The 23,603-nt window shown below is 68.8% G+C and carries 21 protein-coding genes; 8 read left to right on the forward strand and 13 right to left on the reverse strand.

Annotated elements, in window-relative coordinates:
• Positions 1-103 precede the first annotated feature (103 nt).
• The gene (locus D457_RS0123305) at positions 104-826 is read right to left on the reverse strand and encodes a response regulator (RefSeq protein WP_026116944.1); all 723 of its coding nucleotides are present in this window, start codon (positions 824-826) and stop codon (positions 104-106) included.
• 446 nt (positions 827-1,272) lie between these two features.
• The gene (locus D457_RS0123315; protein WP_017583092.1) at positions 1,273-1,743 is read right to left on the reverse strand and encodes an NAD(P)H-dependent oxidoreductase; all 471 of its coding nucleotides are present in this window, start codon (positions 1,741-1,743) and stop codon (positions 1,273-1,275) included.
• A gap of 178 nt (positions 1,744-1,921) precedes the next feature.
• Between D457_RS0123315 and D457_RS35420 the strand changes: the two genes are divergently transcribed.
• The 6 genes from D457_RS35420 (at position 1,922) to D457_RS33195 (ending at position 9,232) form a co-directional block, all read left to right on the forward strand.
• Entirely contained in the window at positions 1,922-2,491 is a 570-nt protein-coding gene (locus D457_RS35420; protein WP_017583093.1) for a DUF4352 domain-containing protein, read from the forward strand.
• Between the two features lie 470 nt (positions 2,492-2,961).
• Positions 2,962-3,804: a nitrilase-related carbon-nitrogen hydrolase gene (locus tag D457_RS0123325; protein WP_017583094.1), complete on the forward strand. Its 843-nt coding sequence runs from the start codon at positions 2,962-2,964 to the stop codon at positions 3,802-3,804.
• Between the two features lie 4 nt (positions 3,805-3,808).
• A complete protein-coding gene (hydA, locus tag D457_RS0123330; RefSeq protein WP_017583095.1) occupies positions 3,809-5,215 on the forward strand; it encodes a dihydropyrimidinase in 1,407 nt (468 codons plus the stop codon).
• Positions 5,216-5,226: 11 nt separating this feature from the next.
• Entirely contained in the window at positions 5,227-6,252 is a 1,026-nt protein-coding gene (locus tag D457_RS0123335) for a TIGR03842 family LLM class F420-dependent oxidoreductase (RefSeq protein WP_017583096.1), read from the forward strand.
• Between the two features lie 373 nt (positions 6,253-6,625).
• Positions 6,626-8,092, forward strand: coding sequence for an NCS1 family nucleobase:cation symporter-1 (locus D457_RS0123340; protein ID WP_083926841.1), 1,467 nt, complete (start codon positions 6,626-6,628; stop codon positions 8,090-8,092).
• A gap of 513 nt (positions 8,093-8,605) precedes the next feature.
• Entirely contained in the window at positions 8,606-9,232 is a 627-nt protein-coding gene (locus D457_RS33195) for a DUF4352 domain-containing protein (protein WP_017583098.1), read from the forward strand.
• Positions 9,233-9,309: 77 nt separating this feature from the next.
• Here D457_RS33195 and D457_RS0123350 read toward each other — a convergent pair whose 3' ends face one another.
• On the reverse strand, positions 9,310-9,813 hold the full coding sequence (locus D457_RS0123350) for a hypothetical protein (RefSeq protein ID WP_017583099.1): 504 nt from the start codon (positions 9,811-9,813) through the stop codon (positions 9,310-9,312).
• Between the two features lie 418 nt (positions 9,814-10,231).
• Here D457_RS0123350 and D457_RS35425 point away from each other — a divergent pair, with 418 nt between their 5' ends.
• Complete coding sequence (locus tag D457_RS35425) at positions 10,232-11,005, forward strand: hypothetical protein (RefSeq protein WP_017583100.1); 774 nt, start codon at positions 10,232-10,234, stop codon at positions 11,003-11,005.
• On the opposite strand, the gene D457_RS0123360 is transcribed toward D457_RS35425, so the two are convergent.
• From D457_RS0123360 to D457_RS37585, 10 genes are all read right to left on the reverse strand, one after another.
• Complete coding sequence (locus D457_RS0123360; RefSeq protein ID WP_152514333.1) at positions 10,981-11,265, reverse strand: hypothetical protein; 285 nt, start codon at positions 11,263-11,265, stop codon at positions 10,981-10,983. The genes D457_RS35425 and D457_RS0123360 overlap by 25 nt on opposite strands.
• 202 nt (positions 11,266-11,467) lie before the next feature.
• Positions 11,468-11,923: a helix-turn-helix domain-containing protein gene (locus tag D457_RS0123365; RefSeq protein ID WP_017583102.1), complete on the reverse strand. Its 456-nt coding sequence runs from the start codon at positions 11,921-11,923 to the stop codon at positions 11,468-11,470.
• A gap of 169 nt (positions 11,924-12,092) precedes the next feature.
• A complete protein-coding gene (locus tag D457_RS0123370) occupies positions 12,093-12,350 on the reverse strand; it encodes a hypothetical protein (RefSeq protein WP_017583103.1) in 258 nt (85 codons plus the stop codon).
• A gap of 297 nt (positions 12,351-12,647) precedes the next feature.
• A complete protein-coding gene (locus tag D457_RS0123375) occupies positions 12,648-13,487 on the reverse strand; it encodes a peptidoglycan-binding domain-containing protein (protein ID WP_017583104.1) in 840 nt (279 codons plus the stop codon).
• A complete protein-coding gene (locus D457_RS0123380; RefSeq protein ID WP_026116947.1) occupies positions 13,487-14,674 on the reverse strand; it encodes a collagen-like triple helix repeat-containing protein in 1,188 nt (395 codons plus the stop codon). The genes D457_RS0123375 and D457_RS0123380 overlap by 1 nt, the downstream gene beginning before the upstream one ends.
• 81 nt (positions 14,675-14,755) lie before the next feature.
• Positions 14,756-15,007 (reverse strand): hypothetical protein, encoded by a 252-nt coding sequence (locus tag D457_RS0123385; protein ID WP_017583105.1) that lies wholly within the window; start codon positions 15,005-15,007, stop codon positions 14,756-14,758.
• Positions 15,004-15,636 carry a hypothetical protein gene (locus D457_RS0123390; protein WP_017583106.1) on the reverse strand — a complete coding sequence of 211 codons (633 nt, stop codon included), beginning with the start codon at positions 15,634-15,636 and terminating at the stop codon, positions 15,004-15,006. The genes D457_RS0123385 and D457_RS0123390 overlap by 4 nt, the downstream gene beginning before the upstream one ends.
• Positions 15,633-18,806 (reverse strand): hypothetical protein, encoded by a 3,174-nt coding sequence (locus tag D457_RS0123395; RefSeq protein ID WP_017583107.1) that lies wholly within the window; start codon positions 18,804-18,806, stop codon positions 15,633-15,635. The genes D457_RS0123390 and D457_RS0123395 overlap by 4 nt, the downstream gene beginning before the upstream one ends.
• On the reverse strand, positions 18,803-19,681 hold the full coding sequence (locus tag D457_RS0123400; protein ID WP_026116948.1) for a hypothetical protein: 879 nt from the start codon (positions 19,679-19,681) through the stop codon (positions 18,803-18,805). The genes D457_RS0123395 and D457_RS0123400 overlap by 4 nt, the downstream gene beginning before the upstream one ends.
• A 2-nt stretch (positions 19,682-19,683) precedes the next feature.
• A complete protein-coding gene (locus D457_RS37585; protein WP_017583109.1) occupies positions 19,684-22,527 on the reverse strand; it encodes a phage tail protein in 2,844 nt (947 codons plus the stop codon).
• A 447-nt stretch (positions 22,528-22,974) separates the two neighbouring features.
• Here D457_RS37585 and D457_RS0123410 point away from each other — a divergent pair, with 447 nt between their 5' ends.
• Positions 22,975-23,445, forward strand: a complete 471-nt coding sequence (locus tag D457_RS0123410) for a hypothetical protein (RefSeq protein WP_017583111.1) — start codon at positions 22,975-22,977, stop codon at positions 23,443-23,445.
• Positions 23,446-23,603: the final 158 nt, after the last annotated feature.

The raw sequence follows: 23,603 nt of genomic DNA on the forward strand, positions 1-23,603 counted from the left end.
AACCTGGTCGGACGCCGGGCGGGCCCGTCACCGCGAACCAAGGGGTTCGGGGCGGCGGGCCCGCTCGGCGTTCACGGGGTTCAGGGATTCGGAGCCCGCCGGATCAGGTGATGTACTCGGCCCGGACCGCGTAGATGGCGGCCTCGGTGCGCGAGTGGACCTGGAGCTTCTCCAGGATGTTGCGGACGTGGTTCTTCACGGTGTTCTCGGTGATGAACAGGCGTTCGCCGATCTCCCGGTTGTTCAGGGACCGCGCCAGCAGCTTGAGCACCTCGGTCTCCCGGGGGGTCAGCTCGGGGATGGCGGGGGCGGCCTTCGGAGTCTTCTCCTGTTTGGCCAGTTCCGCGAACTCACCGATGAGCTTGATCGCCATCGCCGGGTTGATGAAGGACTGCCCCTCGGCGATCGCCCGGACCGCACGGGCGATGTCGGTGACGGCGATCTCCTTGAGCAGGTAACCGGTGGCACCCGCCTTGAGCGCCTCGAACAGGTCGGCCTCGTCCTCGCTCATCGTCAGCATGACGAACTTGACCTCGGGCACCGCCGCGCGGATGCGGGGGCAGGCCTCGATACCGGTGGAGTTCGGCATCATCACGTCCATCAGCACCACGTCGGGCCGCAGCTCGGTGGCCAGCACCACCGCCTCGTCACCGTCCCCGGCCTCGTCGACCACGTCGATGTCGTCCTCGTCGTTGAGGACCGAGACCAGTCCGCGCCGAAACAGCGCGTGGTCGTCCACCACGAGAACACGAATGGGCCGGGGCGGGGCAACCGATTCCTCGGTCACGTAGGTCAGTTGAGCGGGTGACGGGGGGTGGGGACTCACCAGAACTCCTCTTATGTACAACCGGAATGCCGGGTGTCCAGTTCACTCCGCTGACTACAGGACCGAAAAGGCGAAGAAAACGGGAGATCGCCGACCAATCCTCCTACAGCGAGGCTGTCCCCACTCTCCCATAAGTGGTCAGAGAATGGTATGTGCATGGAATTTTCCCCTCCACGGAGCGTGACGGCCGGTCCGGTCGTCACACTCCACCGGCCCGGACCCGCACTCGGACCATGTACACGGCAAAACACCACGTGAAGCGCTTGTTTCCCCTTTAACCTCAAGGGCAGACACGACACGAAAGGTTTCCCGTGTACTGCAACTACTGCGGAAGCTGGAACGGCGGCGTCAACCAGAAGTGCCGGAACTGCCAGCGCACCCTCAACCTGCGCTGGGCGGTTCCCGTCGGTGAGAACCTCCCCTGAGGGAGCCCGCCCGCACCGATGTCAGGCGCTCTCCTGCGCGCGCTCCAGAGCTGCCAGGGCGGTGACCGCGCCCAGTTCCCAGCAGGACTCCCGAGCCTCAGCTCCGGGGCGGCCCGTGACGGTGACCGGGGGCCGGTGCCGGTTCCAGCCCATCCCCTTGGCGATCGCCTCCACCGAGCGCACCGCGCCCGAGGTGTCGTTGTCGCCGTGCACGTACAGCGTGTACGGCAGCCCCTGGGCACTGGTCTGGGCGGGGTAGTACACCGTGTCGAAGAAGTGCTTCAGGGCGCCGGACATGTAGCCGATGTTGGCCGGGGTGCCGAGTACCACCGCGTCGGCTGCCAAAAGATCCGCGGCGGTGGCGGAGAGCGCCGCTTCCGTGCGGACCTGGACGCCTTCGATATCGTCGGTACGAGCACCGTCCGACACCGCGTCCAGCAGTTCCTGCGTGGCGGGCGAGACCGTGTGGTGAACGATGAGAAGTCGTGCCATGCCACCACAGTAGAAGGAACCGATGAACCAGCCGCCGCCGAACGGGCCCGGGCCCTATCAGAGGCCGCCGTACGGCATGCCGCCGACCGGTGGCCGGCCTCCGACGGGGCCTCCGCCGCCGGGTGGTCCGTACGTCGGCTATCCCCCTCACCCGACGGCCAGGAGAACCTCCGCCTGGGTGTGGATCAGCCTGGGCTGTGGCGGGCTCTTCATGGTCGGCATCCTCCTGGTCGGGGTACTCCTCTTCGTCGTCGCCGACAACGACGACGACAGCTCCGGGCCCGGTTCCACTTCCGACAGCGAGACCGATGGCGGGACCAGCAGCGGGCTCGGCAACGAGGAGCGTTCGAACCCGGACATGCCGGGGCTGGACGAGCAGGTCGAGCATGCGGGCATGCTCTTCACCATCGTGGAAGTGGAGACCGGCGTCACCTCGGTCGAGTACCACTCCCCCAGGAACGAGTACGTCGTCATGCACGTCGAGGTGGAACCGGCCGGGAGCCAGGACGTCGAGTTCTGGCGCGACGAACAGCACCTGTACACCTACTCCGGCCGCCAGATCCCCGAGGACTACAACGCCACCCGGGACCACGAGGACGGCGTCCCCCTGGGCGTGGAGATCTCCCCGGGCGAGCCCCAGGTGGTGACCATCGTCTTCGACGTGCGGGACCCCTCGGAGATCTCCCACATGGGTCTGAGCGCCGAGTTCCTGGGCGGCAACGAGGTCTACGTGGACGTCACCGGCTGACCTGCGAACCTCCGGCGGCGGCCGGCGCATCCCACCGGTGCTCCCGTATCCCCGGGGAAGGACGGCATGCAGCCGCCGCACAGCCTGCCTGCTCCCCGAGGGCCGCGGGGCAGCCGTCCGGTGGCCCTCCGTCATGTGTGCTGAGACACGAAATCTGCCCCCTGAGGGCGCTGAAACCTGTCGGTTCCACCAAATCCATATCGCCCTACAAAGGACATTGATCCTCAGGAGTCACAAATGCGAATGTGGGTAACTCATTCGTATCGGCACCGTAGGGATGTCGGACATTGACCCGCCATTCTTCTCTTACCTAGGGTGCGACCTCTACAGCGCGCCAACCCGCTCGCACACGGTGGCCCAGGTCAGGCGACAACCCCGTCCGCACCGGTGCGAACAGGCCATACGCGGATGCACCAAGCGTTCTTTGCCGCCCCTGAACCGGGCGGCGCTCAAAGAGGAGCGAGGGAACCATGCCGCACACCGTCCGGGCCGCACTCGTACAGACCGAGTGGACCGGAGACTCCGAATCCATGATGGCTGCCCACGAGAAGTACGCGCGGGACGCCGCCGCGCAGGGCGCACAGGTCATCGGATTCCAGGAAGTCTTCAACGCCCCCTATTTCTGTCAGGTGCAGGAGCCCGAGCATTACCGCTGGGCCGAGGCCGTCCCCGACGGTCCCACCGTCACCCGCTTCCAGGCCCTGGCCCGGGAGCTGAACATGGTGATGGTGCTGCCGGTCTTCGAGATCGACAAGCCCGGCTTCTACTACAACACCGCCGCCGTGATCGACGCCGACGGCAGCTACCTCGGCAAGTACCGCAAGCACCACATCCCGCAGGTCAAGGGCTTCTGGGAGAAGTTTTACTTCCGCCCCGGCAACCTCGGCTGGCCGGTGTTCGACACCGCGGTCGGCCGGATCGGCGTCTACATCTGCTACGACCGGCACTTCCCCGAGGGCTGGCGCGCGCTCGGCCTGGCCGGGGCCCAGCTGGTCTACAACCCGTCCGCCACCCACCGCGGCCTGTCCGCCTACCTGTGGAAGCTGGAGCAGCCCGCCTCCGCGGTGGCCAACGCCTACTACATCGCGGCGATCAACCGGGTCGGCACCGAGGAGTACGGCGACAACGACTTCTACGGCACCAGCTACTTCGTGGACCCGCGCGGCCAGTTCGTCGGCGACGTCGCCTCCGACACCGAGGCCGAGCTGGTCGTACGCGACCTGGACTTCGACCTGATCGACGAGGTCCGCCAGCAGTGGGCGTTCTACCGGGACCGCAGGCCGGACGCCTACGGCCCGCTGGTGGAGGGGTAAGGCCATGACCCGAACCCTGATCAGCGGCGGGCTGGTCGTCACCGCGGCCGAGGAGCTGGAGGCCGAGGTCCTCGTCGAGGACGGCAAGGTCGCCGCCCTCGCCCTGCGCGGCAGCGAACCGGCCCGGACCTGGGCGGACAGCGGCGCCGAGACCATCGACGCCACCGGCCACTACGTCATCCCGGGCGGGGTGGACGGCCACACCCACATGGAGATGCCGTTCGGCGGCACCTACTCCGCAGACACCTTCGAGACCGGCACCCGGGCCGCGGCCTGGGGCGGTACCACCACCATCGTCGACTTCGCCATCCAGCGGCCCGGCGAGTCCGTGCGCTCCGGGGTGGACGCGTGGATGGCCAAGGCCGACAGCAACTGCGCGATCGACTACGCCTTCCACGCCATCCTGTCCGACGTCAACGAGTCCTCCCTCAAGGAGATGGACGTGCTCGTGGACGAGGGCATCACCTCGTTCAAGCTGTTCATGGCCTACCCGGGCGTGTTCTACAGCGATGACGGCCAGATCCTGCGGGCCATGCAGCGCGGCGCCGCCAACGGCGCGCTCACCATGATGCACGCCGAGAACGGCATCGCCATCGACGTCCTGGTCGAGCAGGCCCTGGCCGAGGGCAAGACGGACCCGCGCTACCACGGCGAGGTCCGCAAGGCCCTGCTGGAGTCCGAGGCCACCCACCGCGCCATCCAGCTCGCCCGGGTCGCGGGCGCTCCGCTGTACGTGGTGCACGTGTCCGCGACCGAGGCGGTGGAGGAGCTGGCCCGGGCGCGGGACAAGGGCCTCAACGTGTTCGGCGAGACCTGTCCGCAGTACCTGTTCCTGTCCACGGACAACCTCGCTGAGCCGGACTTCGAGGGCGCCAAGTACGTGTGTTCCACACCGCTGCGCCCCAAGGAGCACCAGGCGCAGCTGTGGAAGGCGCTGCGCACCAACGACCTGTCCGTGGTCTCCACCGACCACTGCCCGTTCTGCTTCGTGGGCCAGAAGGACATGGGCGCGGGAGACTTCTCGAAGATCCCCAACGGCATGCCGGGCGTGGAGAACCGGATGGACCTGCTGCACCAGGCCGTGGTGGAGGGGCACATCAGCCGCAGGCGGTGGATCGAACTGGCCTGCGCCACCCCGGCGCGCATGTTCGGGATGTACCCGAAGAAGGGCACCGTGGCCCCGGGCGCCGACGCCGACCTGGTGATCTACGACCCGAACGCGGAGCAGATCATCTCCGCCCAGACGCACCACATGAACGTGGACTACTCCGCCTACGAGGGCAAACAGGTGACGGGCCAGGCCCGCACCGTACTCTCACGCGGCCGCGTGATCGTGGACCGCGGTTCCTACCTGGGCAGCGCCGGTGACGGCCGGTACGTGCCCAGGTCCACCTGCCAGTACCTGGTCTGAGGAGAGCGCACATGGACTTCGGACTCGTCCTCCAGACGGACCCGCCCGCCGACCTGCTGGTGGAGCGGATGGTGCGCGCCGAGCGGGAGGGGTTCACCCACGGGTGGACCTTCGACTCGGTGGTGCTGTGGCAGGAGCCGTTCGTCATCTACAGCCGCATCCTGGACCGGACCGAGAACCTGATGGTCGGGCCCATGGTGACCAACCCGGGCACCCGCACGTGGGAGGTGACAGCATCTCTGTTCGCCACCCTGAACGACATGTACGGGAACCGGACGGTCTGCGGGATCGGCCGCGGTGATTCCGCGATGCGGGTCGCGGGCCGCAAACCCGCCACCCTGGCCCGGCTGTCCAAGGCGATGACCGCGATCAAGAACCTGGCGGAGGGCCGCGAGGCGGACGTGGACGGCGCGAGCATGCACATCCCGTGGGTGCGTGACGGCTCCCTTCCGGTGTGGATGGGCGCCTACGGGCCCAAGGCGCTGGACCTGGTCGGCCGTCAGGCGGACGGCTTCATCCTCCAGCTCGCCGACCCGTACCTGACCGAGTGGATGGTCCGGGCGGTGCGGGCGGCCGCGGCGGACGCCGGACGCGACCCCGACGAGGTGAAGGTGTGCGTGGCGGCCCCCGCCTACGTCACCGACGGCACCGACGCCGGTCTGGCGCACGGCCGGGAGCAGTGCCGCTGGTTCGGCGGGATGGTGGGCAACCACGTCGCCGACCTCGTGTCCCGGTACGGCGAGCACTCGGACATGGTTCCGCAGGAGCTCACGGACTACGTCAAGGCCCGCCAGGGCTACGACTACAGCCACCACGGCCGGGTCGACAACCCGGACACCGACTTCGTGCCCGACGCCATCGTGGACCGATTCTGCCTGATCGGAACGGCCGAACAGCACGTGGCGAAGTTGGCGAGGCTGCGCGCGGCGGGGGTGGACCAGTTCGCGGTCTACGCGATGCACGACGATGTCGACGGGGTGATCGGCGCCTACGGCCGTGACGTCATCCCGGCGGTGTCGGGGGCGAGCCCGACCTAAGTCGGTCCACCGCGTCACCTGAGTCACCAGAATCACCGCGTCGAAGCGGAGTCCGCGCGGCCGGTCCCGACCCCCGATCGGGGCCGACCGCGCGGCCTGTACCGCATGGAGTCCGTGCACCCCGGATGACGTGCGAAGATATTCGATGGCCTGAAGCCGTTCCAGACTTTTCGGGTTTCTCCACAAGTCTCGCCTTCAGGTTTCGCCGCGCGGGCCCGGTGCCGCGCCCGCGCACGCCCCTCCCTGTCAGCACCACCGAAACAGGTGTCCCTTGCCCACAGTGCCGTCCGAACCCGAGCCGTCCAGACCCGAGCCGCCCGCATCCGTACCCGCATCGACTTCGCAGGTCGTCCACCCCGACGGCCGGGTGTCGATGCCCGAGGGCACCACACTGCCCGAGAGCCCGTTCGTCAACGACGACCTCCAGCCCGTGCCCATGTCCAAGCGGACCTGGGGCACCGGCAGCTTCTCCGCCCTGTGGGTGAGCATGTCGGTCAGCATCCCCGCGTGGACGCTGGCCAGCGGCCTGATCGCGGCCGGGCTGGACTGGCGCCAGGCCATGCTCGCGGTCGTTCTGGGAAACCTCATCGTGCTGGTGCCGATGGTGCTGACCGGCCACGCGGGCGCCAAGTACGGCATCCCGTTCCCGGTGTTCGCGCGGTCGTCCTTCGGCCTGCGCGGCGCCAACCTGCCCGCCCTGCTGCGCGGCGCGGTCGCCTGCGGGTGGTTCGGCATCCAGACGTGGATCGGCGGCCAGGGCGTGTATATCCTGGTCGGCCGTCTGTTCGGGGACGGGTGGATCAACGCCGGGCAGGTCGGCGGGAACCCGTGGACGCTGTGGCTGTCCTTCGCCCTGTTCTGGCTGATCCAGGTGGCGATCATCCTGTGGGGCATGGAGGGTGTGCGCAAGGTCCAGGTGTGGGCCGCTCCGCTGATGCTCATCGGCGGTATCGCCCTGCTGGTGTGGATGGCGGTGGAGGCGGGCGGCTTCGGCCCGATGCTCGCATCCGACCAGCCCCTGGACTGGGGCCCGGCCTTCTGGGCGCTGTTCTTCCCGTCCCTGATGGGCGTGATCGGCTACTGGGCGACGCTGACCCTCAACATCAGCGACTTCACCCGCTTCGCCGGCACCCAGCGGGCGCAGGTGCTGGGCCAGTCCCTGGGTCTGCCCACGACCATGACGCTGTTCTCCCTGATCGCGGTGATGGTGACCGCGGGTACCGCGGCGGTCTACGAGGAGCCGATCTGGAACCCGATCTACGTGGTGAACGAGATGGAGTCCGGCATCGGTCTGCTGTTCGCGATCTTCGTGGTGCTGCTGGCGACGGTGTCCACCAACGTGGCGGCCAACCTGGTCGGTCCCGCCTACGACCTGGCCAACCTCAAGCCGAAGTGGATCAGCTTCCGCACCGGCGCGCTCATCACCTCCTTCCTCGGGGTCATGATCTTCCCGTGGAAGCTCCTGGAGGACGAGAACACCTACATCTTCGTGTGGCTGGGGACCGTCGGCGGCATCCTCGGCGCCGTGGCGGGCATCCTGCTGGCCGACTACTGGCTGCTGCGCCGCACCCGGATCAACCTGCCCGCCCTGTTCAGCCGGGAAGGCGAGTACTGGTACTCGGGCGGCTGGAACTGGCGCGCCCTGGTCGCCTTCGGTACCGGCGCGGCGCTGTCCGTGGCCGGTCCGCTGGCCTCCTACGGCTGGGTCATCGGCCTGGTCGCCGCGTTCACCGTGCACTGGGTGCTGGGCCGGTTCCTGCCGGACCGCCGGATGCGGGCGATCGAGAGCGATGCAGCTGAGCGGGAGGCCGCTGACCGGGAGGGCGAGCCCACCGTCTGACCGGATCCGCGCTCCGTCGGGGCGCCGTGCGACGGAGTCGGTCGCACGGCGCCCTTCGTGTTTCCCGCACCCGGCGTCCGCATTCTGAAATGCGATTCCGGAGCTCAAGTCGGCAAGCCCAGTGTGAAAATGACGATCCGACACCGCTCAACCACGCACTGGAACTGGGTCCCAAGGAGTGAAAAATTACGTGTCCACAAGCGGCCAACAGACAAACCAACAAGCCAAAAACCCTGCCACCTGGGGCTTGCCGACCAAGGTCACGCTTTGGACAACCAGGCAACCCTTTTCATGATCATTGCGTCCGCGAGAAAGCCGAGGTCACTTTCAGGGACTCCGAAAGTTTCTTGAAAGGAACGGATCCGATCCTTCTCTGGAAGCGTCAATATGAGCAGTGTTCCCCCGTGGAACACCGGCCGCCCGGGCCCCAGAGGCCCGTTGGGTCGCGCCCCGCTCGCGACGCCGGTCCCCGCTCCCGCGCAGGACAAGCCAGTCGAGAAGGAAAAGGTCACCATGACTCATCCCCCGTACCCCGGGCCTCAGCCCCAGCCCCCGAAGAAGAAGTCCCCCATCGCCCTCTTCGGGTGCCTCGGGTGCAGCGGACTGATCCTGGTCATCCTCGTCGCCGTCGGGATCATGGCGCTGGGCTCGGACGGTGACAGCGGCCGCTCCGACGACGGCGCGGCCTCGGCCGACACCGCGGACGACTCGGGTGACGCGGACGAGGCCGCCAGTGACATGGCCGGCCTCAACGAGCGCATCGAGCTCGGCGACCTGGCCTTCACCGTCACCGGTGTGGAGGGCGGCATCGCCGAGGCCAGCAGTGTTCTGGACGACTACACCGCGGACGGCCAGTACGTCGCCGTGTCCATCACCGCGGAGAACATCGGCAACGAGCCGACCTACTTCGAGAACAACGGCCAGAAGCTGTACGACACCGAGGGCCGTCAGTTCGGCCACGACACCGAAGCGACCATCGCCATGGACGACGGCCCCATGATGGGCGAGCTCAACCCCGGCCAGAGCGGTGACTTCACCGTGGTCTTCGACATCCCGGCCGACGCCGAGTTCGACCACATCGAGCTCGGCGACAGCCTGTTCGGGGACGGCGAGAGCGCGACGGTCGACCTCAAGGGCTGACCACCCCCGGCAGTCTCCGGGCGCCGCGCGTGGAACCCTACGCGCGGCGCCCTTCGTCTACCGGCCTCCGACCGGGATCAGCTCCGGTCCGCCGACCCGAGCAGCGCTGCCCGGGTTCCGACCGAGGCCAGGACACCGAGGATCAGGGCGGGTAGCAGGAAGGACACCACATCCATCCAGTTGCCCCAGACGCCGTTGAGCAGCCATCCGGAGACCACCACGTGGAAACCAGCCACGGCGACCAGCGTCCAGTAGAGAGCACGCGGCTCCCCCGGACGGGTGGTGGCGCCCAGCCGGACGAGACGGACCCCGAGACTGGCGTAGGCCGCGGTGAACAGCACCCACCAACCGAAGATGGCCCGTAGCTGCGCCTCCTGGATCTGAATCTCCGCGTCCAAACGCAGGAAGCTCCTGTTCATGTCGTTGTAGGCGACGAGCGCGGTGACAGTGGTGATCACGCCGATGATCACCACCGCCCAGACCAGATACGTGAGCGGCGCGGCGGAGGGCTCGGGCCGACCGGCCCCGGGGGCGGAGACGGGCCTGCCCGCGAAACCGGAGGGGGTGGGGGAATCGGACATGCGGTTTTCCTTGCTGATGGGGGTGTGCGGAGCAACGGGTGGCACCGGGACCCGGCAGAGCCCCGATCCGTGCTTCCACTGACACCCCCAAGACGCCGACACACCCGGCCCGGTTGCCCCCGGGAGCCCGAAACCGTACCGGTGACCACATGCGGCCGCTCGGCCGCACCAGCGCACGTGCGCCACGCGTGAATCACAGGTCACACGCCCGCGCCGTCGGCGAGACACGCACCACAAAACTGGCGCCAAGTTTGCACAACTTGCCTGACCCTAGAGCCAGGGAGAGCAGCCAAAACGCGCGAAAAATCCTAACCACAAAGAGAATCAGCACAGCCCTCACACTCCGATCACCCTTGCAACTTTTGCAAAGTTTGGCTAACTTGCTCTTGCTTGCCTGCTCGCCTGTGAACGGAGACCCGTGCTCATCCCCTGTGACGTCCCCTCCTGCGCCAACCCGATCGCTGACGACGCCCGTGTGTGCGCCGGCTGCGCCAACGGGTTGCGCCTGGCCCTGCTCAAGGTCGGTGACGAGGACGGCCTGGCCGTCGACCTGGACCTGACGCTGGCCCGACAGCACCGCACCGGACCGGGAAACCTGGGGCGCCGCTCAACCGAGACCCCGCTGGCCTATGATCCCCGGGCGTCCGAGGCTGCCTCGGTCCTGCGCAACACGCTCTCCACCTGGTGCCGACTCCTGCACGAGGAGATCGGCGGCCGACTCCCCCAGGACGATCTCGCCCCCATGGCCCGGTGGCTGAGCCGCTTCGTGGAGTGGCTGCGCCGCTCCGACATCGGCGCGGAATGCGTCGACGAGATCGTCTCCGCCGTGGCCCAGGCGGAGCGTTCCGTGGACCTGCCCACGGAACGCGTCCTGGCCGGTGTGTGCGAGGGCTGCGGCACACCCTGCTACGCCCGCGCCGGGGCCGACCGCACCCGCTGCCGTGACTGCGGGACCGAGATCACGGTCGCCGAAGGCCGTGAACGCCTGCTGCGCGCCGCCGGGGACCGGCTCGTCACCGCCGCCGAGGGCGCCCGCTCCCTGCGCGTGCTCGGTCACGACGTGAGCGCCGCGGCCGTACGCGGTTACGCCCGCCGGGGCAGGATCACCGTGAAGCAGCGCGGGTCGGCCAACCGGCCGCTGTACTCGCTGGGCGACGTCCTGAACGCCTACCTGGACTCCCCGGCCGCCTGAGCGCCGTCATGCCCAGAGGGCGCGGACGACAGCCATCCCCGGAGCGCCGCGACGGCCTCCGCGCCGAGCAGCAGTTCGGCGTCGGCCAGAACCAGGGGTGCCGGAACACCCTCACGCACCAGGACCACCGTCTCGGAGGTGCTCGACAAGGTGGCCACGACCCCCGGAAGCTCCTCCGGAGTACAGGCACGGAAAACCACCCGTGCCTCATCAGTGACACCCTGACCCACGGCCATCAGGACCCGTCCCCCGTTCTTCATTCGCTTGACCAAATGCTCATAGATGACCATCGGGCAGAGACAATCCGCAAGGGACAAGCCCACAACCATCGGCGAACCGTTCAGTTTTCCACCTGAATCACCACTCGGGCCCCGGCACACCTGGGACGATCCGGAACTGAGTCCCGGTGGCCGAATCCGAGCACCAAGCAGGATGGACCCCACTGGCACCGAGTCACGGGGGTCAGTTCTCCAGCTGGATCCGTGCCAGTTCCACCACCTTGCGCAGCTCTTTCTCCACCTGTTCCCGGGACCGGCCGTCCCGCACCACCAGACGCGCGGAGAAGGGGTTGCCGCCGATGGTCCGCGTGAGTTCGTAACACGTCGCGTCCCCGTCGGCCCACCAGGTGAGCCCGTCCGCCGCTCCCGAAGGGGGCGATGCGGCCACCACCTCGGGCTCGTCACCCTGGAGCACACGCTGGATGGAGCCGCGATCCCAGCCGAGGGCGTCTTCCAGGTTGCGAGCGGTGAGGTCCCGGGGCACGCTGCGCCCTCGCCTGATGTCGCGCAGCGCCTGCCCGGAAAGGCCCGTCCTGTCAGCGAGGTCGCGCCATCGCATACCCAGGGCCAGCCGCCGCTCGTCCATGGCACGGTCGAGAAGGTCGTAGTGAAGATCGGTGAGTGGGGTTTCCTTCGACATACCCCAACCATAAGCGAAACTTGGCCCAATTGATGCATAGTTTGGCAAAATTGCCCCATTGGGGACCCCCGAAAAAGGCCGGAAAACATCAACCAAATTCCGATGGCTAGGGAAGATCGAAGAACCACCGATCGACCCCAATGACTACAACTTTGCCAAAGTTTGCGTTCTATGACTTCGAGCACTCGCCCCGCTTGACCGCCCCCGCCCTGAACCCGTCGAGCCACCCGCGAAGGGCGACCAGCCGCTCCTCGCCCAACAGGAGTCGGGCGTCGGCCATCACCTCGCCCACGGGCGCGCCCTCACGAACGAGAACGACCAGCCCGGCAACCCCGGCCACAGTGGCCACCGCCCCCGGCAGCTCCTCAGGAGCACAGGCCTGGAAGACCACCCGGCCCTCGTCAGTCACGCCCCGGCCCACAGCCATCAGAATTCGTACCTCGTTCCACGACTCTCACACCAAACGTCCACAGATGATCATCGAACACGAGTAGATCGCAAGAGGCCAGGGGAAAACAGAGGCTTCTTCGAACTCACGTTCGATAAGTTTGAAAGATGAAACCCCGTCGCACCTGGGACTTCTTCCCCACGGGTCAAGGTGGCCGGATCCGGCCATCCGACGGAGTAAACCAGCGCCCCCCTTGTCCTCGACTGAGCCCGATGACACAATTCGCGCGCCGAAAACGGGTGTGCGCGGAAGTTCTTCCGCGCACACCCGTCCCTGTCAGCCCAACGGGATCCCCCACCCCGTGTGCCCGTCCGCGGTCGTGTACCGGTCCGCGTTGACAAGCGCGTTCAGCACGCCACGGCTCTCCTGCCCGACGGAACCGTCTATCAACAGGCCGTGGTCTTCCTGAAAGGCCATGACGGCGTCGACCGTCTCATTGCCGTAGCCACCGTCGGCACCGAACTGCGGCAGCTCGTACCCGGCGGCGATGAGGTCCTCCTGGAGCAGGGTCACCTCACGGGCGAACTCCGAACCGTGCCGCAGGATCGCGCTCCCCAACCAGGGCCCGGAGCCCGCCCTGAGCTGGATCATCCACGCCGTGTGCCCCGCGGGCACGGCGACCGCCACCCCCTCGCCCGTGCCCGTGGCCGGGCCCTCGACCTCCAGGTCGGGGGCGGTCAGTTCGGGGTTGCGGTGGTTGAGCCGGTAGTCCGTCCCCCCGGAGCGCACCCTGATCTGGGCCCGAACCAGACGGTTCCGGGCCTGGGCTCCCTCCGCCTCCGGCAACTCCTGTCCGCCGAGCCGCAGAGCGCCGGTGTCCCACTCGATGACCGGGGCCGCACCGCTCGCACGCCGCAGGGAGAGCTCGCAGCGGCCCCCGGCGGGCACCCACAGGTAGACCGACGCCGTGCTCACCCCCGCCGCCGGCAACTCGACCGAGGAGGGACCGGATACGGGCGAGCCCAGGCGGATCGCGGGCCAAGGCTGGTCCGGTCGCTCGTCGTAGGCCACATGACCCTCGACCGCCTGCCAGGTGTCCCCGTGGGGGTTGCCTCCCCCAGCGGTGACCAGGTGGCCCGGGGCTCCGCCACAGGTGTTGAAGGCCGAGGTCGGCATCAGAGCACCCGCGCTTCCACCGTGAGCGCACGGGCGCTGGCGTCGCCCTGCACCACACGGGCCTCCAGGTACTCCCCGGCTCCCAGCGTTTCCTCCAACCCCACCACCGGGGACGTGTGTCCGCCACCCGGGATCGTGGCGACACCGACCTGCGTGCCGTTCCGGTCCAGGGCCACCACGATGTCGGCGTTGCCGGTGGTGCCCACGGCGGCGTGCAGGGAGACCAGCTCGCGCTCCTCCCCCAGGGTGTTGTAGTGGCGGTGCGGCACGGCCTGCGGCGGGGTGGCGCCCCCGTGCGGCGCCGACCAGGTCCAGGCCGAGTCCCCGGCCTGTCCACGGTCTCCGCGCGGGCCGCGCGGACCGGTCCCGCCGTCGGTACCGTCGCTGCCGGCCGGTCCGGTGATGTCGGCCAGCTCCACCAGGTCAGCCCACTCCTGCCCGGTGTGGCGCCACTGGAGGGCGTTCTGGGACAGGCGCAGGTGGACGTCACGGCCGTCGGCGCCGCGCAGCGGACCCATGTCCTGCCAGGCGTCGCCGTTCCAGACGTGCAGGACCCCGTCGACCAGGTAGGCGTCGCCCAGGCGTTCGCCCTCCTCGGGCAGGTCGTCGGTGCTCTCGAGCTCGCCCCGCGCGGACAGGCCGGGGCCGACCGGGCCGCGTTCCCCGGTCTCGCCCCGGGGGCCGCGTTCGCCCTCGGGGCCCTGGTCGCCCACCGGCCCCGGCTCACCCTGGTGCCCCCGTTCGCCGGGCGGCCCCTCGGGAACGTACACGTGGCCGGTCTCCCCGTTCACGCTGAGGACGTAGGGCTCGGGCGGTTCGGGGTGTTCGGGACCGGGCGGGACCACCGCCGACAGGTCCACCTCCTCCGCGTCGTGCGGAACCACGAGGGAGAACTCGTAGGGCTCCAGCCCGGGGATCTCCACCACCACGTCGTAGTGGAAGGGGGTGCCGACCAGGCCGGGGTCGTCGGTGGCCGGTAGTTCGAGGTCCACCTCGCCCTGACCGTTGATGGGTTCGACGAGGTCGACACCCATGATGATCAGGTCGTGTTCGGGGGAGATGAGCCATTCGACGCTGGGCCGGAAGGTCACCATGCCCTGGGCGTGCTCGCCGCGGAGCAGCGCCCAGCGGCCGCGGACACGGACCCGGTGGAAGTCGTCGGGCAGGTTGGACAGGGGGACAGGCAAGGTCGGTTCCTTCGGAGAGAAGAGAAAACGGGTCGGACGGCGGCCGGGTCCCGGCCGCGGTGCGGACGGGACCCGGGGGCGTCAACCGATCAGGGCGGTGAGGACCGCGCCCAAGGCGGCCAGGGCGGCGCTTATCCCGGTGATCGGGAGTGCGTAGCGCCAGCGCTCCAGGGCGGTGAGCCGGTGTCTGAACTCGGCGTGTTCCCGCTCCAGGGCCGTCAGCCGGGTCAGGGCGTTGCGTACGTCGGCCTGGGTCTCGCGGGTCGCGTCGTAGACGTCGCGCGCGGTGACCACGGAGGAGAAGGGGTTGTGCTCGGGTGCGGGGGACGTCAAGCGCTCCCCCGGGGTTCCATCGGTGGAACGAGCTGGTCCCTGAACTCCGCGCGGAGTTCGGCGATCAGGGGTTCGTTCCGGAGCCGGGCCAGGACCTCCTGGTGGGACGCGGTCTCCTCAGCGGACGGGGAGGCCGTGCCGGATCGGCTCACCGCCGAGATGCCGCTCACGGTGGCGGCCGCGGACCGGCCCGCCCCCGGTTCGGGGGCACCCAGCTGCGTGCGCGCCCTGCGGCGGGCCTCATCCAGCGCTGCGGCCAGGGCGGCCTCCGATGCGGCTCCGGGCCCGGCGGAGGGCTGCTCGTCGGCGCTCGGGCCAGCGGAGAGCGCCCCCGTCCGGCCCGGACCGCCCTGCGCGGCGGCGGATTCGGGCTCCTCGACGTCGCGGTAGCCCCGTTCCCGTCTCAGATACGGCAGATAGGTCTCGTAGACCTGGTCGTAGGGGTGCGAGTCGTCGTCCTCGACCTGATCCATTTCGGCCAGGCAGGCAGCCAGGCCGTCGGCCGGGTCGGTGTAGCCCAGGAGCTCCAGCCGTGTCGCCACCGCCTCCAGCGGCACCGACCTGATCCGCTCCCCCTCGACGACGTCCACCCGGTCGTCGTCCCGGTAATACATGCGCACAGCCGTCATTCGCCGTGCCCTCCTTCCTTGAGAACAGCCCACAGGTAGTAGTGCTGAGCTCCCGACGGGCGTTTTTCGATCCTGAATCCGGTTGAGTTCGCCCCGCTGACGGAGACGGACATGCCTTCGGGGTTGCCGGAGCGGAGCTGGACGAAGGGGATGGCGGACCGGCCCGAGGGGATCGGCGTCCCCCAGGACCACTGCCACCCCGTCCATCTCTCCCCCTGGGGGTTGAAGCCACGGGCCATGAAGGTGTTGGTGCCGCCGAACATCCCGCTGGGCAGGGCACCTCGGAACCTCAGCGTCCGACCCGCCTTGTGCATCCCCACTCCGCTGTTGGCGCCGTGGTGCTGGACCAGCTTGAAATCGCCGCCGTGCTCCAGGACCAGGTCGGCGCGGCCGGTGCTGTTGACCCTCGCCTCACGGCCGCTCACCACCAGGGAACCTGTGGGGAACCCGTCCGACTGCTGGCCCATGGCGAAGACGCTCGGCTGCGCCTGGCTGGTGTCACCCGTGTGCAGTTCCATCCGCGGACGGCCCCGGAGGTTGCCGTCGATCCACACCCGGTTCCCGCTGCTGGCGGTCTGGAACCGACCCGTGGCCAGGACGCTGCCCGTCGCCGTTCTGGCGTTGAAGGTCACCTGGTTGTTCTGGTTCCAGAAGCGGATCCCGTTGCCGTCCGCCTGCCAGCGGGGGCCCGGCCCGGCCGAGGACCGCACCACGGCACCGGTGATCGTCTTGCCGTTGACGGCGTCGGCGGTGATGTGCCTGCTCTCGACTGCCCCGGCCCGGATGTGCCCGGCCTCGACCGCACCGGCGTCGATCTTGTCCGCCGTCACCGCGTTGGCCTGGATGTGGGCGGCCTTGACGGTGCCCGGGTGGAGGTCGACGTCGACCAGGGGTTCGGTCCGGGTGACCTCCTCCGCGCTCGGGTCGGACTCGTTGCCCGAGCGGTCGACGGCGGTGAGGCGGAACCAGCGGGGCGTGTTGTAGGGCTGTCCGGCCACGGTGATCGTGGTGGGCCCCTCCAGGAGCGCGATCGGCTCCCAGGTGTCCGTGGCGGGGACGCGCGCCTCGCGCAGAACGACCCCGGTGCCCTCGACGGCGAACCGGGTGCCGAACCGCTGTCCCCAGGTGAGCGGGGCGTCGTGGACGAGGGTCCCGTCCAGCCACGCCCGGACCCGGGTGCCCTGGGTCTGGATCCGTACGACGACGTTCTGCCCCAGGGGTACCTCGTAGAGGTCGACCGGGACCTCGGGGGTGTAGTGGCTCCCCCGTTCCGGGGCCTGGCCCGCACGCGGTGCCAGCCACAGGGTGCCCCGGTCCTCGTCGACCCGGCGCGCCACCAGCTCCAGCGTCTGGTCGAGGCCGCCCAGGTCGCGGACCAGGGTGGCCGATCCGTTCAGGGCGAGCCCCTCGTCCGTGACCGCGAGGGTGCCGTGTTCGACCGTCCACGGCTCCCGGGGCGGCCCCTGGTAGTCGAACCGGTGCTCCCAGCCCTGGTCGCCGCGCATCCACAGGCGGGCGTGCCGGAAGTCGGCGGGCATGGGTTCTCCCCCGGCTCCGGCGCCGTCCCACTCGGCACTGATCACCCCCAGGCGGGTGGACAGCAGCGGGGCGGAGGGCACCGGCGGCGCCTCCGTGTCACTGGCCAGCGTCACCACCTCCTGCGGTCCGAACGGTCCGGCCAGCCCGTTGCGGGAGGACACCGCCCGGACCTTGAAGGCCCACTCCTGGCCGACCGGCAGGGGTGAGAGGCCGATCGCGGTGTCGGGGTGGTCCACCGACACCAGGCGGCGCCACACCTCGCCGGTGGCGTTGCGGCGCCCGTACACCTGGTAGGCGCCCGTGTCGATGGCACCGCCGTCTGTGGCGGTGTCCACCGGCGACCAGGTGAGCCCGGCGTACCCCTGGGCCGCGCCGTCGGCGTCCAGGTAGGCGTCGCTGTGCACGGCCAACCCCTGGGGAGCAACGGGGCGCCGGGTGTCCGGGCCCTCCGGAGCGGGCTGCGCCCCGCTGCCGCCGTTGCCCACGCTGCCGCCGGTCAGGGCGGTGGTGCGCCTGGCACGGCGGATCTCGGCCTCCAGAAAGCGGTCGTTGAGGACCAGGTTTCCGGTGACCGCCCCGTCCTGGTCGCGGGACAGGGTGATCTGGCGCAACCGCAGCGACGCCATGTGCCCCTCCCCGTCCGGGGCCAGGATCAGGTCGCCGGGGCGGTAGTCCCGCCAGGGCAGCCAGCGTGCGACCCGCGGCATCAGCCCCCGGGTGATCTGGACCCGTTCCCGGGCCCCGCGCTGGAGGGCGGCTCCGGCGAGCAGCCGTGCCGTGCCCTCGTCGCTGACCCCGCCCTGGGTGAGGTAGTCCTCCCAGCGCCCCCAGGGCATCTGCGCCCCGGGGTTGTCCACCTCCAGCCGAAAGCCCTCGTCCCCCGCCACGAACAGGTGGGAGACCAGGTCCTCCAGGCTGGCGTCAGTGGGGGCCTCGGTGATGTCGCGACCCAGCCTGAGGTCGACCGGGGCCGGCCCCGAGGCCAGGTCGCGGGCCATCACGGTGTCGGGGGCGAACACCCGCAGCGTCCGTCCCTCGAACCGCCAGTCGCACACCCCCTGTTCGGCCATGCCCTCCAGGACGGAGAGCAGGTCGGTGCCGAGTTCGTAGTCGAGGGTCAGGGCGGTGTCCCACTCCCGGCCCGCGGAGTCCACTTGGGTGTCGAAGTCGGCCTCCAGGCCGGGCAGGGCACCCCGGGAGCGCCCCTCGTTGATCCAGGTGCGCAGGACCGTGCCGACCGTGGCGCCCGCGAAGGCGCGCTTGCCTTCCTCGGTCTCCGTGCCGGTGGCGGACGGGTAGAGGCGGAGCTTGCGCAGCTGCCACCCGTAACCGGGCATCTGGTAGGAGCGGTTACCGGTCGGGTCTGTCAGGTCGCCGGAGCGCTTGACCCGCAGGAACCGGGAGTCGGGCCCCTCGGTCCACTCCCCGGTACCAGGGTCGTAGGTCTGGACGGCCACCTCGCAGGGCCGCTCCAGGTGAGAGGCGCCCGGGGCGTGGGCGGAGTAGTCCACGCGCAGGGACGGCAGGTCGTTGTAGGGCTGACCCACCTCGACACTGTTCGGATACGGCAGCGGCCCCAGCTCCTCCCCGTTGGGAGCCAGGGCCACCAGGCGGATATCGAAACCGTTCACAGGAATGACCTCCTCGCGCTGATCCGGATCTCGGTCGCCTCACCCGCGGACACCGCGCTCGCGCGGACCCTGACGTGCCGCTGGTGCGGGTTTGCGCGCACCGGCGCCGGGGTGAGGTGGAGCCATCGGGAGGCCGAGCCCGGTCCGATCCCGCTGACCAGGCCGGTGACGTCCTCGTGCTCCCCGGGGGAGTCCAGCGGGAAGCGGTGGGCGCGCATGGCCGCGCAGTCCACCGCCAGCCCCTGGTTCGGGCTGAGCGACCCGGCCCAGGTGAAGCCGCCGCCGGTGGCGACGTCCACGACCGCGGGGTGGTCGGCCCGGCCGCGGATCTCGACCCGCGCGTCGGTGACCGGCGCGGTCGAGCCGGAGAGCCAGCTGACCACGGTCCCCTCTTCGGGCGGGTCGGTGAGCAGGCGGGCCTGCCAGGTGGACAGGTCCGTCCCCCGCCAGTACACGCCCGGGATCCGGACGAGCACGGTCAGGCGGGCACGGGCCGAGGCCACGTCGACCTCGGGTTCGGCCGAGGAGATCACCTCGGCGTCCGCACGGCGGGTGGTGCGCGCGTCGACGTGGTAGCGCAGGTCCAGGAGGCGGTGCCGGGTTCCGAAGAGCCCGGCCAGGGCCTCCAGGTTGCGTTCGAGCCCGGGGAAACCGCCCCGGCGCCCCTGGTTGTCGCGGTCGGTGACGTTGAGGGTCAGACCGAGGCTGGTGGCCTCGTGGTCCAGGCCCAGGACGGGTACGTCCCCGGCCCGGCCGGGCAGCCGGACCTCGACGGACCGGACCGCGGGCAGGGGTCGCAGCTGGGTTCCGGGGGCCAGGTGCCACCCCGGGGAGTCCAGGGCGACCCCGTCCACTGAATAGGTGGGGAAGGGCATGGTCACACCACTCCGATCGCGGCGGCGTACTGGAGGGAACGGTTGACGGTGGCCGAGGTCGGCTCGGCCTGGGGGTAGTGGTTGACGACCTGGATGGTGGGCTGGGCCGCGGCGGGCCCGCCCGTGCTCGCGGCGTGCCGTCGCACTTCCAGGGAGGGCGGGACGATGCGGCTGCTGATCTCGCCGGTGACGTCCCCCAACTGTCCGCGCAGATTCGGCAGCTTGTCGTCGATACCGCCCATCAGACCGTCCATGATCATCCGACCCGCCGGAGTCAACAGCCGCCGATCCACCCGGCGCGGGCCCTTCCAGTCCGGGATCATGTTGGTGACCTTGGAGAACTCGCCCTTCAACGAACCGATCATGTTCTTCACACCATCGATCAGACCCGTGATGATGTTCTTACCGGCCTGGAGAAGGATGGTCTTGGCGTTGGAGAACGCCTCCCTCACCTTGTTCGGGATCTCCCGAACCGTGGTCATCAGACCCTCGATCCGGTCCCGCACCCGGTCGCGCATGGCCGAGAACGCCTCCACCGCCCGATCACGCAAAGCGCTCACGATCGCCACGACCCGCTCCCGGACCGCCGTGAAGATCTCCTGGGCCCGATCGCGCACCGCCGTGAAGATCGCCACCACCCGGTCACGGAACGAGGTGACCCGGTCCACCACCCACTGGACGGCCGAACCCACCAGAGCCAGGATCGAGTCCCAGGCCCCCGAGATCAGGTCCGTCACCCACGTCCAGGCGGCCTCCACCGCCGAGGTGATGGAATCCCAGATCCCACTCAGGAAGTCCGCGATCCCCTGCGCCACCCCGGTGATCGTCTCGATGATCGAGGCCCACACCTGAGTGGTCTTCTCCACCAGCCAGTCCCAGACCTGCCCGATGACCTCCTTGATCTCGTCCCAGTAGGTGAACAGGATCACGAACGGGTGGTGCGCGATGATCGCCTTGATCCACTCCCAGGCCATCTCGATCAGACCGACCAGACCGTCCCAGAACTCCTGCGCCTTCTCCTTCAACGCCTCCCACATCCCGGGCAGCGTCTCGGTGAAGAAGCCCATGACGTCCTCAGCGATGTCCTTGACGAAGGAGAACACCGCGTCCACGACCTCCCGGAACGTCTCACTGTTGTTGTAGGCGTAGACCAGACCCGCGGCCAGAGCAGCCAGGGCGACAACGACGAGACCGATCGCGTTCATCTTCATGACCGCGTTGAAGAGAGCCGTAGCCGCTGTGACGGCCTTGAACGCGGCGACACCCCCGATGAGCGCGCTCGCGAGCAAGCCGATCGTCCCCTTGTTCTCCTTGATGAAGGAGAAGAACGCCTGGATCTTGGGGGCGATCTGTTCCAGCGTGCTGAAGAGCGAGGAAAGACCCTCCCGAACCCCGTTGAAGGCGCCAGCGAAGGCCTGTCCGATCCCCGATTCCTTGACGAAGGCAATGATCCTGTCGATGTGGGCGGGGAGTTCGTCGAACACCTCCCCGATCTTCTTGAGGCCCGCCTCGATCTTGGGCTTGTGGGGTTCGATGAGGTCGCCCAGAGCACCAGTGACGGCGTTCTTGATGCGGTTCATGGTGCCTTCCCAGGTGCCCCTGGCTTGGACCATGGAACCGCTGACACCGTCCATCCCGCCTTCCACGGATTCGACGATGCTCGCCATGACCTGGTCGGTGGTGATCTCCCCCTCCCGCATGGCCTGGGAGAGTTCTTCGAGGCTCTTCTTGTCGAAGGCATTCTGCAGATGTTCCTGGATCGGTTCGGCGGCGGCCCCGAAAGCGGACAGGCTGGCGCTGGTGATCTCACCGTTGGCAGCCAGGTCCTTGAAGGCTCCCACCGCATTGGTGAGGGAGTCCTCGGTGATCTTGCCTCCCGAGGCCGCGATCTCACCCAGAGCGGCCATCGTGGGTGCGAGGCGGTCGGCGGAGACCCCCATCTGGATCAGTTCACGCCCGGCGTTGGCCCACTGGGCCCCGTCGAACGCGGTGGCTCCGGCCACCCCCAGCACGGAGTTCAGGATGCGCTCGGTCTCCCTGCCGTCACTGGTCACCCCCTGGAGCGCCGAACGCAGGCGGTCCACCGCGTCCAGGCGCCCCCAGGAGCTCCCCAGAGCCTGGCCTAGGTCGCCGACACCGATCTGGGAGAGGGCACTGCTCATCTGGGTGCCGAGGGTCTTCAGCGCGTTGCCTACAGCGGTACCGACCGCGGAGGCGGCGGCGCGGGCACCCTCCCGCACCTTGGTGAAGGCCGCACCGAGCGAGGTGCGTACCCGGACGCCCAACGCGGAGAAACGTTGGCCTGCCCCGGAGGCGAACCTGCGCAGGGCACTGTCAGCGGGGGCGATGGTGTCGATAACCGAGGTCATCGCCCGGCGGAACGGTTCGGTGATGGGCGCGACCGCCTGGCCGACCGAGGCTGCGGCGCCGCGCATCGCCCGCCCCACCTGCTCACCGGCCCGGACGACCGGCTGGCCGATGGCGTTGTAGAGCTGTTCGCCGACGGACCTCGCCCGGGCGGCGACCCCGTCCAGGTGACCTCTGATCGCGATGCCCATGCGGCCGATACGGCTGTCGAGCGAAGCTGCCGCAGCCTCGCCTTCGCGGAATCCGGTGACGAAGTCCCGAAGGGCTCCGGTCGAGGCGGTGAAACCCCGGTTGACGACGCTGGCCGAAACGGAGACGACCTTCTGCGCGAACTTCCGCCCCGCCTCGGCACCGAGTTTCCCGAACTCCTTGCTGAGGTTCTGCCCGAGTCGGGCACCGAGCGCGCCCAGTTCCGGAGCCGCACGGGAGAGCCCTGCCTCCAGAGCCCGCCCCGCGGCGTTCCCAGCGACCTCCCCCATCTTCTTGCCGGCGGTCTCACCACTGGACCCGAGGCTGCTCTCGAGTCTGCCCTTGACGCGTCCTCCGAAGCGTTGGACATCGGCTTCGAGACCGGTCAGGCCCTGGCCCAGAACCTGTCTGGTGCCTTTGACGATGGCGGCCCCGAGCTCGTTTCCACCGGCGACACCGGCCTTTTTCAGTTTGCTTTTTAGTTGCTTTTCGATTAATTCGCCAACCCCCGAAAGCTCGGGTGCCAACTTAAGCACCACAGATGCCGAAGAAGACATAAGCGACTCCCTTCCCAAATAAAAGAATATTCCAGAGAAACGGACTCCGGCGCATCACCGAGAAAGAGAAACAGCGCGAGCCGCGCCAGCAACAAGAGAGCCCGCACCGGGGAATGACACACCCGACCGGGGTGCTGGTAAAATCACGGCGCGCAACGGAAATTTCCCGACAGGAGTCAGATGTCCACCCCCACCACCCACAAGATCGCCTACGGCTGCCTCGGAGCGATCGGCGTCGCCTTCCTGCTCGTCTTCGCCATCGTCGCCTTCTTCCCCGACAGCCCGGAGGAGTCGGACACACCCCAGGCGGAGCCGGAGCCGAGCCTGGCCGAGGCAGCGAGGGACGACTACTACTCGAGCTGGACCAAGGAAGTCGACGGCGAGCTCGTCTTCGACCATCCCGGCGGATTCGACGACGAAATTCCCACGGTCGAGTGGATTGACTCCGAAAACGAGAACGAGGTCATCGTCCGGGTCATTGAATTGGACGGGCCAGATTTCTATCACGCCATCTGCACGGGAATCGCCACCAAGGGTTACCCCGGAAACCTGGACGGTGAGGACGGCCGCATGAAGCTGAGTTATGTCGTGGTCCAGGACCTCGACGGAAACGAGCTGGAGTCCTGCGACAACCTCTTCATGTTCGACTGACGCCGATCGGGGCCAGCCGAGGAAAGGGCCCGTTCGCCCTCGGGCGAACGGGCCCGATCAGTCACTCCTCGCCGTCGACCCCTCCGTTGTCGCCGCCGTCCCCGTTGTCGTCACCGGAGTTGGCGCGGCCCTTGTAGGTGTAGAAGAGAGTGGACTTA

Source organism: Nocardiopsis valliformis DSM 45023 (assembly GCF_000340985.1).
GTDB lineage: Bacteria > Actinomycetota > Actinomycetes > Streptosporangiales > Streptosporangiaceae > Nocardiopsis > Nocardiopsis exhalans.

Coding starts and splice junctions, on each gene's coding strand:
- D457_RS0123315 (WP_017583092.1), bottom strand. CDS start 1,743: ATGGCACGACTTCTCATCGTTCACCACACGGTCTCGCCCGCCACGCAG.
- D457_RS0123325 (WP_017583094.1), top strand. CDS start 2,962: ATGCCGCACACCGTCCGGGCCGCACTCGTACAGACCGAGTGGACCGGA.
- hydA (WP_017583095.1), top strand. CDS start 3,809: ATGACCCGAACCCTGATCAGCGGCGGGCTGGTCGTCACCGCGGCCGAG.
- D457_RS0123335 (WP_017583096.1), top strand. CDS start 5,227: ATGGACTTCGGACTCGTCCTCCAGACGGACCCGCCCGCCGACCTGCTG.
- D457_RS0123340 (WP_083926841.1), top strand. CDS start 6,626: ATGCCCGAGGGCACCACACTGCCCGAGAGCCCGTTCGTCAACGACGAC.
- D457_RS33195 (WP_017583098.1), top strand. CDS start 8,606: ATGACTCATCCCCCGTACCCCGGGCCTCAGCCCCAGCCCCCGAAGAAG.
- D457_RS0123350 (WP_017583099.1), bottom strand. CDS start 9,813: ATGTCCGATTCCCCCACCCCCTCCGGTTTCGCGGGCAGGCCCGTCTCC.
- D457_RS0123360 (WP_152514333.1), bottom strand. CDS start 11,265: ATGAAGAACGGGGGACGGGTCCTGATGGCCGTGGGTCAGGGTGTCACT.
- D457_RS0123365 (WP_017583102.1), bottom strand. CDS start 11,923: ATGTCGAAGGAAACCCCACTCACCGATCTTCACTACGACCTTCTCGAC.
- D457_RS0123370 (WP_017583103.1), bottom strand. CDS start 12,350: ATGGCTGTGGGCCGGGGCGTGACTGACGAGGGCCGGGTGGTCTTCCAG.
- D457_RS0123375 (WP_017583104.1), bottom strand. CDS start 13,487: ATGCCGACCTCGGCCTTCAACACCTGTGGCGGAGCCCCGGGCCACCTG.
- D457_RS0123390 (WP_017583106.1), bottom strand. CDS start 15,636: ATGACGGCTGTGCGCATGTATTACCGGGACGACGACCGGGTGGACGTC.
- D457_RS0123400 (WP_026116948.1), bottom strand. CDS start 19,681: ATGCCCTTCCCCACCTATTCAGTGGACGGGGTCGCCCTGGACTCCCCG.
- D457_RS37585 (WP_017583109.1), bottom strand. CDS start 22,527: ATGGGGGAGGTCGCTGGGAACGCCGCGGGGCGGGCTCTGGAGGCAGGG.
- D457_RS0123410 (WP_017583111.1), top strand. CDS start 22,975: ATGTCCACCCCCACCACCCACAAGATCGCCTACGGCTGCCTCGGAGCG.